This window comes from Pelagerythrobacter marensis (genome assembly GCF_001028625.1).
Lineage (GTDB): Bacteria > Pseudomonadota > Alphaproteobacteria > Sphingomonadales > Sphingomonadaceae > Pelagerythrobacter > Pelagerythrobacter marensis.
In genome coordinates this window covers 1177853-1190388 of sequence record NZ_CP011805.1, presented here as the reverse complement: position 1 = coordinate 1190388, position 12536 = coordinate 1177853, and the positions used below count along the sequence as shown (strand labels likewise).

Annotated in this window: 13 protein-coding genes and 1 tRNA gene; 3 read left to right on the top strand and 11 right to left on the bottom strand. The window is 66.0% G+C overall.

The window, feature by feature from the left end; all coding sequences use genetic code 11:
• Positions 1-24 precede the first annotated feature (24 nt).
• Positions 25-348, top strand: coding sequence for a DUF6481 family protein (locus AM2010_RS05740; protein ID WP_047806254.1), 324 nt, complete (start codon positions 25-27; stop codon positions 346-348).
• Between the two features lie 13 nt (positions 349-361).
• Here AM2010_RS05740 and AM2010_RS05735 read toward each other — a convergent pair whose 3' ends face one another.
• The 9 genes from AM2010_RS05735 to infA all read right to left on the bottom strand — a co-directional run bounded on the left by AM2010_RS05735 (position 362) and on the right by infA (position 5708).
• Entirely contained in the window at positions 362-661 is a 300-nt protein-coding gene (locus AM2010_RS05735) for a CcdB family protein (RefSeq protein ID WP_047806253.1), read from the bottom strand.
• Positions 589-903 (bottom strand): type II toxin-antitoxin system CcdA family antitoxin, encoded by a 315-nt coding sequence (locus tag AM2010_RS05730; RefSeq protein ID WP_338047417.1) that lies wholly within the window; start codon positions 901-903, stop codon positions 589-591. The genes AM2010_RS05735 and AM2010_RS05730 overlap by 73 nt, the downstream gene beginning before the upstream one ends.
• A 214-nt stretch (positions 904-1117) precedes the next feature.
• Complete coding sequence (locus AM2010_RS05725; protein WP_047806252.1) at positions 1118-2176, bottom strand: type I restriction endonuclease; 1059 nt, start codon at positions 2174-2176, stop codon at positions 1118-1120.
• Between the two features lie 306 nt (positions 2177-2482).
• On the bottom strand, positions 2483-3319 hold the full coding sequence (locus AM2010_RS05720; RefSeq protein ID WP_047806251.1) for a hypothetical protein: 837 nt from the start codon (positions 3317-3319) through the stop codon (positions 2483-2485).
• An 88-nt stretch (positions 3320-3407) separates the two neighbouring features.
• A tRNA-Phe gene (locus AM2010_RS05715) sits at positions 3408-3483 on the bottom strand.
• Positions 3484-3568: 85 nt separating this feature from the next.
• The gene (locus AM2010_RS05710) at positions 3569-3736 is read right to left on the bottom strand and encodes a DNA gyrase inhibitor YacG (RefSeq protein WP_047806250.1); all 168 of its coding nucleotides are present in this window, start codon (positions 3734-3736) and stop codon (positions 3569-3571) included.
• Positions 3733-4704, bottom strand: a complete 972-nt coding sequence (locus AM2010_RS05705; RefSeq protein WP_047806249.1) for an Rne/Rng family ribonuclease — start codon at positions 4702-4704, stop codon at positions 3733-3735. Before AM2010_RS05705 ends, AM2010_RS05710 begins: the two co-directional genes overlap by 4 nt.
• Positions 4697-5308 carry a Maf family protein gene (locus tag AM2010_RS05700; protein ID WP_047806248.1) on the bottom strand — a complete coding sequence of 204 codons (612 nt, stop codon included), beginning with the start codon at positions 5306-5308 and terminating at the stop codon, positions 4697-4699. The genes AM2010_RS05705 and AM2010_RS05700 overlap by 8 nt, the downstream gene beginning before the upstream one ends.
• 154 nt (positions 5309-5462) lie before the next feature.
• Positions 5463-5708: a translation initiation factor IF-1 gene (gene infA, locus AM2010_RS05695; RefSeq protein ID WP_047806247.1), complete on the bottom strand. Its 246-nt coding sequence runs from the start codon at positions 5706-5708 to the stop codon at positions 5463-5465.
• 215 nt (positions 5709-5923) lie between these two features.
• Here infA and AM2010_RS05690 point away from each other — a divergent pair, with 215 nt between their 5' ends.
• Positions 5924-8977 carry a TonB-dependent receptor domain-containing protein gene (locus AM2010_RS05690; protein ID WP_053043952.1) on the top strand — a complete coding sequence of 1018 codons (3054 nt, stop codon included), beginning with the start codon at positions 5924-5926 and terminating at the stop codon, positions 8975-8977.
• A gap of 30 nt (positions 8978-9007) precedes the next feature.
• Here AM2010_RS05690 and AM2010_RS05685 read toward each other — a convergent pair whose 3' ends face one another.
• The gene (locus AM2010_RS05685; protein ID WP_047806246.1) at positions 9008-10210 is read right to left on the bottom strand and encodes a BaiN/RdsA family NAD(P)/FAD-dependent oxidoreductase; all 1203 of its coding nucleotides are present in this window, start codon (positions 10208-10210) and stop codon (positions 9008-9010) included.
• A 41-nt stretch (positions 10211-10251) separates the two neighbouring features.
• Complete coding sequence (locus tag AM2010_RS13975; RefSeq protein WP_201784035.1) at positions 10252-10380, bottom strand: entericidin A/B family lipoprotein; 129 nt, start codon at positions 10378-10380, stop codon at positions 10252-10254.
• Between the two features lie 131 nt (positions 10381-10511).
• On the opposite strand from AM2010_RS13975, the gene uvrC reads away from it, so the two are divergent.
• The gene (gene uvrC, locus AM2010_RS05680) at positions 10512-12455 is read left to right on the top strand and encodes an excinuclease ABC subunit UvrC (RefSeq protein WP_047806245.1); all 1944 of its coding nucleotides are present in this window, start codon (positions 10512-10514) and stop codon (positions 12453-12455) included.
• Positions 12456-12536 lie beyond the last annotated feature (81 nt).

Genomic DNA, 12536 nt, shown 5'->3' with positions numbered 1-12536 from the left:
CAACCAGAAACGAGCCCGCCCATCATGCCCGGATTTAAAGAACCCAGCTTCGAAGAACGCACCGCGCGCGCCCAGAAGGCCCGTGAAAAGGCGCTGAAGAAACACGCCGAACGACCCCCGGTGGACCCGGAGGTGGAGGCGCAGCGCAAACAGGCCCGCCTCGCCCGCGAAGCCGCCGCCGCCGAAAAAAGCGCCGCCCGCAAGGCCGCGATCGCTCAGGCCAAGGCCGACAAACAGGCCGCCGCAGAAGCGGCCGCGAAAGAGGCTGCCAAACCCGAAAAGACCGAAGCCGAACTGAAAGCCGCCCGCGACGCGAAATATGCGGCGAGGAAGAAGCGGAAGAAGTAGGTGGGGTGGGGGATCACACCCCGGTAAGCAGAAAATCGAGCGCGTTCATGATCTCGCGGTTGTGCTTCGCAAGGGAAGTCACCCGGCGACCCAGTTCGCGCAGTTCGACCGCACCCGCATATTGAGTCACCATAAGGTGCAACTCGCCGTCGATTTCGAAGGCGGGGTTGAGATGGCGCGCCGGCACGGGCCCGTCCCCGGGCAAGAGCAGCGGCACCACGAAGCGGACGTTCAGATGGCTCAGCAGGTCTGCCTGGCAATCGAGCAGGAAGCCGCGTCCCGACCGGTTCGCATACACATCGAACTGTGCCACGCTAGAAGAGCCGATGTTTGGCGAGCGGCAACCCGTTTTTTTTCGACCCACACGTTCGAGGATTCGATCGCCTCGCGGTTTTCTTCCTGCCACAGCGCCGATCGCGCTTCCTTCACCGTCTCGATCAACCCGCGCTCGCATGCCTGCGAGATATTGATCCCAAGCGCCTTGGCCTCGGCAACGAAGCTGGCGTCGAGCGAGACGTTGGTGGCCTTGCGAGCGGCGTTGGATGGGGCGTTCATGCGCATATTGTATGCGCAGTGGGTGGAGGCGGCAAGGACGATCGTCGGGCGCGCATTGTGGATGTCGCTGATCTCAAGCAGATCATGAAGACATCTCAAATCGGGCTGCCCAAGGCGGCGGAGCACTGGCTAGCGGTTACATGGGCTTGAGCGAAGAGGTTACTCGATCTTGTTCAGATCCATGAGTGCCGATGCCGCGAGGATAAAACGAGAACTACTCTTCAAGTTCGGAAATGCGTGCGACGACTTGTTCTTCGAATTTGTATAAGTCGACTGGGTCGGAGATGGAATGTCGCGTCTCCATCTTTCCTATAAAGGTTCCAAGATAGCGAGCTGTGGAACTGTTGAAATGTAAGCGCGCGATCGTCTTGCGATTGTTGTCATCGAGCAATACTGCACAGTAGGATTTCGCATCACGCATAATAATGCGAGTAGGAGGTACTACCCGCGAACCGATCGCACGGATAATGTTAAAGCCGTCGATTTCATCTTGGGTCGTAGCCACACCATCTTCTTCCAGCGTTGCAGACTGCTCGCTTTCCTTTGAATCAGATGGATTGGACGCCTGCAGCGCGGAGGTTAGACGATCATTCACCTTGTCCCGTATCAATGAATTAATCGAGGCGGTAATTAGACTTTTGAAATTTTCTTTGATCGCTGCCGTTATGCGGCCATCATGAACACGGCTTGCCACAAGGCGAATGAATTCTTCAGACGGATCGGCAAATTCTTTCTCAAGTTCTTTTGCTACCAAGCTCTGCATCTTAAGATTGCCCGCTTCGGCGACAATCGTTTCAATATTAAAATCACTTTTCGTGAAGCCTGAAAGCGTGTGAATATCAGTTTTCTTCACGGCATCTAATTGAAACGTGAAGAACGGCCTTTCATCCATTTTGTTAGGGCTGTCGATGTCCGAAAAGAATTTAAACATCACGCCATTGGTGAGAATTGCTACGCGAGCCTCAGTAACCGAAAAATAACGAAACAATTGAGACGCATGGTTGAGGTTGAGCTCAGAGCTGGCGGGCTTGCATTCAACGAGAATAGAAATCTTGCCATCGTGGCAGATAGCATAATCAACTTTCTCGCCTTTTTTGGTCCCTACGTCACAGGTGAACTCCGGGACTACCTCGGCGGGGTTGAACACGTTATAGCCGAGAGCTTGCAGGAACGGCATGACCAGAGCATTCTTTGCCGCCTCCTCGGTAAGGAGGACCTCACGGTGCTCGCGAACAACCTTTGTCAGCTCAGCGAGCTTCGCTTCCAATTCCATACTACCCCCCAGCCACCTTTACACGGCAAATTACCGAGTTAGTGCCACGGCGCAACTATTTCCTTACCGTAAATGTCAGGAAATCGAGTGGAGACGCGGTGTGGCTGTTTAATTTAAATTCGGAAATCATTTAGTTAATGGTGCAACGGCAGTCCCTTCAGTCATTAATTACTGAGGTGGCGCCCTCCCGCTTGCGGGAGGGGTAGCGAAACTTGCCGAACCGTAGGTGAGGTTAGTTGCAGCGGGGTGGGCCGTCGCCGGCCCATGCCCACCCCCGGCCCCTCCCGCAAGCGGGAGGGGAGGAGGTTACCAGCCGTCATCCTTCAGGCTCCTGATGCGGGGGCCGGTTTCGGGGGCGGGTTCGGCTTCGGTGTTCTCGTCGCCCCCATCCTCCGCCGGGGCGGGGAGTTCGGGGAGCGGGGTGGGGCTTTGCGCGTTTCGCTCGATGTAGACCGGGTGTTCCGGGTCCTTGAACGGATCGTAGCCGTTGGCCTCATCCTCCTGCCGGGCGGTTTCGTAGGCGTCGTGGAGGGCGCGGGTGCGGGGGCTCATGTAGAGGAGGTGACGTTCGCGCATCTTTTCCAGCCTGTCGTCGATGCCGGCGAGCGCCTCGTCCTCCTCCTTCTCCCACTCGGCGCGCCACTCTTTCTTCAGCCGCTCCAGCTCCATCTTGCCGATCGCGTTCATGCCTTTCGCCCTGCCTTCGGCGAAGCGTTCGGGGGCGCGGTTTCGCAGCATGAACATCAGCAGCCGGTCGTTGTAACTGCGCCGGGTGCCGACCAGCTTGCCGTAGGAATAGACCGGCACCTCCACCCCGTGCAGCGCGCGTTCCATCGCGACATCCTCGATCCTCTGCACGCCGAGGGCGAGTGCGGCTTCCCACGCCGCTCGGAAGCTGCCGGCGCCGGGCTGGCGGCGCAGGTGGTATGCGCCGACCGTGCTCATGTTCACCGCGCGGCAGGCGGCATCGACGCTGCCGGTGTCGGCCAGGGCCTCGATAAAGCGGCGCTGGCGCGTCTCGGTCCAGCCGTCGTGGCGGCGGCACTTGCGCGGGACGGGGGTGAAGGCGGGCAGCTCGCCCCCGCTGCGGAGGATCTCCTGAACGGGCTGGCGGGTCTCGCGATTGTCTGTTTGGCGGGTCATTTTGCAGGATGGAGCAAAAAATCGCCGTGTAGGAAAATGAAAATTTCGCCTGCGGGGGGCAGGGGGGAGAGCGCTGGGAGGTGGGCTATGGTGCCCAGGGACGGAATCGAACCGCCGACACTGCGATTTTCAGTCGCATGCTCTACCAACTGAGCTACCTGGGCGCACTCTGCGAACGGCCCTGGAAAGGCCTGCGAGCGGTTGGAAGCGGCCCTATGGCGAAGGCTGCCGGGCTTGGCAAGGGGGGAATCAGTCCTCCGTCGCGATCTCGTCGGGGGAGGCGGGGCGGCCGGGCACGGCATAGCCATCGGTGAACCACTGCGCGAGGTCGCGGTCGCGGCAGCGGGCGGAGCAGAAGGGGGTGAATTCCTCGCTGCGTGGCTTCTTGCAGATCGGGCAGGGGCGGGGCTTGGTCATGCCGACACCGCCTGCGCGAAACCGGCCTCCGGGGCAAGGGCGGCGTCGGATTCGACCCGCACCGTCCGGCCGGTGCGGCGGGTCAGCTCCTCCAGCCAGGGAGGGGCAACTTGCGCGGCGACGGCCGGGTGGCAGGAAAGCAGCAGCGCCCCCGGCTCCGCCACCCGCTCCGCCCGGCGAAGCAGACGCCGCGCGGCGAGCGCAGCGGGGGCGACATGCGCAAGGTGGAGGAGCGAGGGCCGCTCCAGCCGCGCGACGAGCTGGACGAGGCCGAAGCCGTTCATCGCCGTGCGTTCGTGCGGCCAGCCTTCCAGCGCCGCCCCCAGCGCACGATCGACCGTGCGGCGGTCCTCCCGCGCGGGGAGGGTGGGGAAATCGATCGCGACCGTCCCGCCCAGCCCGAAACGGCGCAGCGCGGCGGCGATGGGCGCGCAGGCGGCAAGCGCCAGTTCGCGCGGCGGCCGGGGCCCGTCAATGTCGATCACCGTCATCCCCGGCGTCGGGGCGAAGAGCAGCGCGCCGCCCGCAAAATCGATCCGCGCGTCGAAAGCCTCGCCGATCAGATCGTCCCAGTCGCAGGGCGGGAAGGCGTGGACCACGCGCGCCGCGTGCCCGGCGGCGGAGAGGCGTTCGGCCAGCGTGGGCGTAGCGGGCGGCGCGGCGCTGGGCCGCGCCTGCGCCAGCTTGCTGCGGCCCCGTTCCCCGATTGCGGCGCGCACGATCTCGACCCGCAGTGCGGCCCCTTCGGCGGCCTCGCGCGGGAGGCGGCTGACGAGCGCCTCCTCCCCGCCGGGCAATGCCACCGTGCCGCGAGCGGAACCGGCGGTGCGCGCCACCAGCCGCGCGTCGAGCACGTGCCCCGGCGCCGCCCGGCCCGGCCATTCCACTTGCGATTCCACGATCCGGCCATCGGCGATCCGCACCGCGCGGTGTTCGCCAATCCCTTCCTCGATCAGCCAATCAGCCAAGGCGGAAGCCCGCTGCCAGCAGCAGCGCGCGCGTTTCGAACAGCGGCAGGCCGACCACGCCCGAATGGCTGCCCTGAATCCACGCCACCAGCCCTTCCGCCGCGCCCTGGATCGCGTAGCCCCCGGCTTTGCCGTGCCATTCGCCGCCGGCGATATAGGCGTCGAGCTCTTCGCGGGAGAGACGCTTGAAGCGCACGCTCGTCTCGCTCAGCCGTTCGCGCAGGGTCCCGTCGGGATAGAGCAGCGCGACCGAGGAGAACACGCGGTGCCGCCGGCCCGACAGCAATTGCAGGCAGGTGCGCGCGGTCGCCTCGTCTTCGGCCTTGGGCAGAATACGCCGCCCGGCCGCGACGACCGTATCGCCGGCGAGCACGTAGCGCGCCGGATCGGCCGCGGCCTGGGCCTTCTCCCGCGCCATGCGTGCGGCATAGACCCGCGGCAGTTCCGCCGGATGCGGTGTCTCGTCGATGTCGGCAGGCGCGATGGCAGCCGGCTCCACCCCCAGGCGCGCCAGCAGCTCGCGCCGGCGCGGGCTGGCGGATGCGAGAACCAGGGCAGGGGCTGCATCCGCGCGCGCAGGCGGCGGAGTGGTGCGGTCGGTCATGGATTCACGCCGTAAGCCGAAGTTCGATATCCCAGCCGAGCCTGGAGGAGATCGCGGCGTTGCAGGGGAGTGAGCTTCGTGCCCACCACGCTAGGCCCGCGATCCGTGAGACTGCCGGAGCAGTCCGCTGGGCCGGGGCAGGGGGCGGCACCGCTTATTGCGGCCCCGGGCCGCCGCGTCCGGGCATAAAGCGGTAAGTGATCCGCGCCTTGGTCAGGTCGTAAGGCGTCAGCTCGCACAGCACCTCGTCCCCCACGAGCACGCGGATGCGATTCTTGCGCATCTTGCCCGCGGTATGACCGAGAACCTCGTGACCGTTTTCGAGCTCGACCCGGAACATCGCGTTGGGTAGCAGCTCCACCACCTTGCCGCGCATTTCGAGGAGTTCTTCTTTGGCCATCCAGTAATCGTTCCATGCGAATGTGTTTGATCGGGCGCGCCCTTTAGCGGCGCGTGAGCCAAAAGGGAAGCCTTGTCCGTCAATCCGGTGTTGCCTCGTCAATCCTGCGGAAAGGTTCGTGCGACAAATCGTTACGCGCCCGGGGATTGCACGCCAGCCCCCGCCTTGGCACTTGCGGGCCAGGGGTGAGGGTAACGACAAAAGGGAATGAAACCTTGCCGAGACTGTCCAGCACCGCATCTTTCCTCGCCATTGCCGCATTCGCCATCGCCCCGGCTTTCGCCCAGGTCGATCCGTCTGCCGCGCCCGATATTGCCCAGGGCGGCGATACGGGCAGCGGCGAAGACGACGCCGAAATCGTGGTCACGGCGGAGCGTATTCGCGGCCAGGTGGATACCGATGTACCCCCGGTGTTCGAGCTGGATGCCGAGGAAATCGCATCCTACGGCGCGGGGTCGATCGAGGAACTGATCGAGCTGCTCGCCCCCCAGACCGGATCGGGCCGCGGGCGCGGATCGGGCCGGCCGGTGTTCCTCGTCAACGGCCAGCGCGTCGGCGGTTTCCGTGAGTTCCGCCGCTATCCGCCCGAGGCGATCGAGAAAGTCGAAGTCCTGCCCGAAGAGGTGGCGCTGCAATTCGGCTATCCGGCGGACCAGCGGGTGATCAACTTCATCCTGAAGGACAACTTTGCCTCTCGCGAAGTCGAGCTGGAATATGGCGGTCCCGATCGCGGCGGCACGGCGAACGGCGAGATCGAACTGTCGCAGCTGACCATCAATGGATCGCGCCGGACCAATATCGGTTTCGAGTTCAACACCAATTCGATGCTGACAGAGGACGAGCGCGATATCGTGCAGACCCCCGGCAGCACACCCACGGTGGCGGGCGACCCCGACCCTGCACCGTTCCGCAGCCTGCGCTCCGATGCGGAAAGCTGGGAACTCGACGCCACGATCAACGACAGTCTGGGCGAGGCCCCCGGTTCGGGCACATATTCGCTTAACGCGGGGATAGAGCGCAGCTTCAGCCGCTCGCTTTCCGGCCTCGACGTCGTGACGCTGACCGATGGCGGCGCAAGCGCGGTGCGCACGATCGACGACGATCCGCTGGAACGGCGCAATCGGTCGACCACCTATTCGTTCGGCGGCTCGCTGAACAAGCCGGTCGGCGACTGGATGCTCGATGCCACGCTCGATGCCAGCCGGGCCGACAGCACATCGCTGATCGACGCGCGGCGCGATACCGGCGTGCTGCAGGATCTGGTCGATGCCGGGGAACTGGAAATCGACGGTGTGCTGCCCGCGATCGCGCCGGGCAGCGTGGACCGCGCCGACAGCACGACCTATTCGGCCGATTTCAAGACGACGCTGCGCGGCGCGCCCTTCATGCTGCCGGCGGGCGAGGCGCGGGTAACCTTCGACAGCGGCTATTCGTGGAACCGGATCGAAAGCACCGATACCCGTTCGGACGCGGGCGAACTGGCGCAGACGCGCGGCAACCTGAACGCCGGGGTCAATGTCGGCCTGCCGATTGCCAGCGAGCGTGAAGGGTTCCTGGGCGCGCTGGGCGAAGTGAACCTCAACCTGGCCGCCGGGGTCGATCACCTCTCCGATTTCGGCACGCTGGCCAATGCCACTGCCGGCCTGGCCTGGCGCCCGACCGAGCGCCTTTCGCTCCAGGCCAGTTATATCTGGCGCGAAGCGGCCCCCAGCCTTTCGCAACTGGGCGATCCGGTGATCACCGATTTCAACGTGCCGGTGTACGATTTCAGCCGCGGTGAAAGCGTGCTGGCCACTATCGTGACGGGCGGCAATCCCGGTCTGGCCGCCGAAACGCAGCGCGACATCAAGCTGGCCGCCAATTACGAGCTGGACCTGTTCGATCGCGCCAACATCGTGGTCGAATACTTCCGCAACCGATCGGATGACGTCACGCAGTCGTTCCCGCTGCTGACGCCTGCGATAGAGGCCGCTTTCCCCGACCGTGTGGTGCGCGACGGGGGCGGCAACCTGATTTCGATCGACCGTCGCCCGGTGACTTTCGCGGGCACCAAAAGTTCGCGGCTGCGCTACGGCATCAACCTCTTCGGCCGGGTGGGCAAGGAAGAGGTGGAGAGTGCGGGCAGCGCAAGCGGCGGTGGCGAACGCGGAGGGCGGGGCATGCGCACCGCCGCCGCGGCTGCTGCTCCCCAGCCGCCAGCCAACGGCGGCGAAGGGCCGCCGGCACCGGCGCGTGCTTCTGCCTCTACCCCGCAGGCCGACGGCGAACGGCGTGGCCGGTTCGATCCGGCGCGCATGGCCGAAATGCGCCAGCGGTTCTGCGCCACGCCCGAAGGCGAAATGCCCGATCTTTCCGGCTTGCCCGAACGGATGCTTGCGCGGTTGAAGGGCGACGACGGGCAGATCGATCCCGCACGGATCGCGATGCTGCGCGAACGCTTCTGCAGCGAGGAAGGCGCCGCCGCCGGTGGACAGTTCCGCCGCATGGACTCGGAACGGTTCACCGCCTTGCGTCAGACGCTCTGCGCCGATCCGGCGGCACCGGTCGATGTCGATGCCCTGCCCGAACAGGTCCGGGCGCGGATCACCGGTGAAAACGGCCAGATCGACCCGGCGCGGCTCGCCGCGTTCCGCGAGCGGGTCTGCGCCATGCCCGAACCGGGGGCCGAAGGCGGCCCTCCGCCGGGCGGTGGTGAAGCAGGCGCGGGCGGTGACGGGCGCCCGCGTGCCGGCGGCGGCGGACGGGGCGGTGGTGGCCGTGGCGGCTTCGGCCGTGGCGGCGACGGGCAGGGCCGCTGGAACCTGGGCCTCTACCATTCGATCGAGTTCGAGAACGAAGTGCTCGTGGCGCCCGGCGGCCCGGTGCTCGACCAATTGAGCGGCGAGGCGATCGGCAGCGGCATCCCGCGCCACAAGATCGAGCTGGAAGGCGGGGTGTTCTACAAGGGCGTCGGCCTGCGGCTTTCGGGCAATTACCAGTCGGCCACCCGCATCGACGGCAGCGGGCTGCCGGGATCGCAGGACCTGTTCTTCGACGATATCGCGAAGTTCGATCTGCGCGCCTTCGTTGCGCTCGACCAGCAGAAATGGCTGGCGGGCGATACGCCGGGCTTCTGGAAGGGTGCGCGCCTGTCGCTGCGGGTGGACAACCTGTTCGACGCACGCCAGCGGGTGACCGATAGCACCGGCGCGGTGCCGCTCAGCTATCAGCCACTGCTGACCGATCCGCTGGGCCGCACGTTCGAAATCGAATTCCGCAAGCTGTTCTAGGCTCGTCTTCGGCAGGGCCGAAGCGGGCCGTCAGCCCCGCGGTTCGGCGAGCGCGTTGCCGGCGGCGACTGCGCTCGCCCAGGCCCACTGGAAGTTGTAACCGCCCAGCCAGCCGGTCACGTCCACCGCCTCGCCAATCGTGTAGAGGCCGGGGACGGACCCGGCTTCCATCGTCCGCGACGACAGCTCGCTCGTGGCGATGCCGCCCAGGGTCACCTCGGCCTTGGCGAAGCCCTCGCTCCCGTTCGGGTGGAAACGCCAGTCGGACAGCGCCTGCCCGGCGGCGCGCAGGCGCTTGTCGGGCAGGTTGCCGAGATCGCCGGACAGGCCGATCCTCTCGGCCAGCGTCGTCGCCAGCCGGTCGGGCAGGCGTTCGCCCAGCACGGTGCGCAGATGCGCGCGGGGGGTCTGCCGCTTCGCCTCGACCAGCCACTCGGGCGCGGTGCCGGGCAGGAAGTCGATCGCCACTTCGTCGCCCGGGCGCCAGTAGGAAGAGACTTGCAGGATCGCCGGGCCCGACAGCCCGCGATGGGTGAACAGCGCCGCCTTGCGAAAGGCGGCGCGGCCGCAGCGCGCCTCGACCGGCGCGGAAACGCCCGAAAGCTCGCGGAACAGGACATCTTCGCCGCCCAGCGTCAGCGGCACCAGCGCGGGGCGCGGCTCGACGATCCGCAGGCCGAAACGCCGCGCGAGGCGGTAGGCGAAATCGCTCGCGCCCATCTTGGGAATGGAAGGCCCGCCGGTGGCGATCACGAGCGCGGGGGCGGATTGGGTGCCGCCTGGCGTCGTGACGTCAAACCGGCCGTCGACGCGCGCGACATCGCCGATCTCTTCCCCGCAGCGAACATCCACCTGGCCGCCGGCGGCCTGCGCCGCTGCGCATTCGTCCAGCAGCATGGCGACGATCTGGCGCGCCGACCCGTCACAGAACAACTGGCCCAGCGTCTTCTCGTGCCAGGCGATTGCGTGGCGTTCGACCAGCGCGAGGAAATCGTGCGGGGTGTACCGGCTCAGCGCCGACTTGGCGAAATGCGGGTTGGCGGACAGGTAGCGGTCGGGGGCCGTGTGGATATTGGTGAAATTGCACCGCCCGCCGCCGGAAATCAGGATCTTGCGCCCGACTTCGGCCGCGCGCTCCAGCACCAGCACGCGGCGGCCCCGCTGCCCGGCGACCGCGGCGCACATCAGCCCGGCGGCCCCGCCACCCAGCACGATGATGTCGTAATCCTGCATCCCGGGCGCGGTAGAGAAGCCCGCCGGAATGGCAAGCGCGGTCAGATCGCGCGGTCGCCCGCTTCGCCGACCGACTCGATGTCGCGGCCCAGGCCCTTGACCGTATTGCAGGCGGCCAGCGTCACGACCGAGGCGCCCAAGGCCACGATGGCGATCATTTTCTTCATCATCTGTCGAACTCCTGATTCTCGTGCAGGCCAGCATAGGCGCTGGCGCTCGCACCCGCGATAGGGATGCGGACCTTAACGCGCGCTTGTGCGTCGCCGGTTCCCATTTGCGGCGCAACGATTATGTCAGGCCCATGTCGCGAACCCCCGCCGGAACCCCGCACGACCCCAGAGGCGCCGAGCGCTTCAACGAAGACCGTGCCACATATACCGTCAAGGGCAGCACCCAGCCGGATATCGAGGCTGGGGTGGCGGCGATCCGCGACACGGTGAAGACCCTGCGCCCGAAGCCGGGCGTCTACCGGATGCTCGATGCCCGCGGCGACGTGCTCTATGTCGGCAAGGCGCGGGCGCTGCGCAACCGGGTGGCGAACTATACCCAGGTCGCGAACCTTTCGAACCGGCTGCGGCGCATGGTCAGCCAGACCCGGCGGATGGAAATCGTCACCACCAATTCCGAGGCCGAGGCCCTTCTGCTCGAAGCGCAGCTGATCAAGCGCTTCCGCCCGCCGTACAATGTCCTGCTGCGCGACGATAAATCGTTTCCTTTCATCCTCTTGCGCGCCGATCATGAATTTCCCCGGATCATGAAGCACCGCGGCGCGCGGCGGGCGAAAGGCAATTATTATGGCCCCTTCGCCAGCGCCGGATCGGTCAACACCACAATCAATGCCCTGCAGAAACTGTTCCTGCTAAGATCCTGCACAGACAGCTTTTTCTCCCGCCGTGACCGGCCATGTCTGCTCTACCAGATCAAGCGTTGCTCCGCCCCCTGCGTCGGCCGGATCGAGCCGGAGGCCTATGGCGAACTGGTGCAGGAGGCGAAGGATTTCCTCTCCGGCCGGTCGGGCGCGGTGCAGAACAAGATCGAGGCGCAGATGGCCCAGGCCGCCGAAGACCTCGATTTCGAACGCGCGGCCATGTTGCGCGACCGGCTGCGCGCCGCGACCGCGATCCAGGCGAGCCAGGCGGTCAATGCCGCCGGCGTCGGCGATGCCGATGTTTTCGCGCTCGCTTCGAAGGGCGGGCAGGTCGGCATCCAGGCGTTCTTCGTTCGCGGCGGGCAGAACTGGGGGCACCGCGCGTTCTTCCCCACCCACACGCAGGACGTGGAGGATGCGGACGTCCTCGCCGACGTGCTGGCCCAGTTTTACGAGGAAGTGCCGCCCCCGCGCACGGTGCTGGTCGACCGCGCGCTGCCCGAACAGGCGCTCCTGGCCGAGGCGCTGGGCGAAAGCGCGGGCCATCGGGTGGAGATCAGCGTTCCCCAGCGTGGCGAGCGCCGCCGGCTGATGGAGCAGGCAAGCCGCAACGCGGTCGAGGCGCTGGAGCGGCGCCTGGCGGAAAGCGGGACCCGGGCCAGGATCAACCGCGAGCTGGCCGAATTCTTCGAACTGGCCGAGCCGCCCCGCCGGATCGAGGTTTACGACAACAGCCATATCCAGGGTGCGAAGGCCGTGGGTGCGATGATCGTCGCCGGGCCGGAAGGGTTCATCAAGAACCAGTACCGCAAGTTCAACATCCGCACGGCGCAAAGCAACGACGATTTCGGGATGATGCGCGAAGTCATGACCCGCCGCTTCGCCCGCGCGCTGGAGGAAGACCCGGACCGCGACGGCGACACCTGGCCCGACCTGGTGCTGATCGACGGGGGCAAGGGCCAGATGTCGGCGGTGCGCGACGCGCTGGAGGAACTGGGGATCGAGGACGTGCCCCTGATCGCGATCGCCAAGGGCCCGCATCACGGGCGCGAAGGGCGCGAAGTGTTCCATTTCCCCGACGGGCGCGAGAAGACCCTGCCGACCAATTCCCCCCTGCTGTTCCACCTCCAGACGCTGCGCGATGAAGTGCACCGCTTCGCCATCGGCGCCCACCGGGCAAAGCGCAGCCGGGCGATCAGCGCCTCTCCGCTCGACGAGATTCCGGGGATCGGCCCCAGTCGCAAGCGCGCGCTGCTGCTGCGGTTCGGCACTGCAGGCAAAGTGCGCGCGGCCGCGCTGGAGGATCTCAAGCGGACCCCGGGCATCAGCGCGGCAGTCGCGCAGAAGATTTACGATTTCTATCATCCGGCAGGGTAGCGAAACGCACCGGGCGTTCCCCGCAAGCCGATCGCGCAAGACACTCCGGCATTAACCTGCACTAAACCATTGCGGCCGACA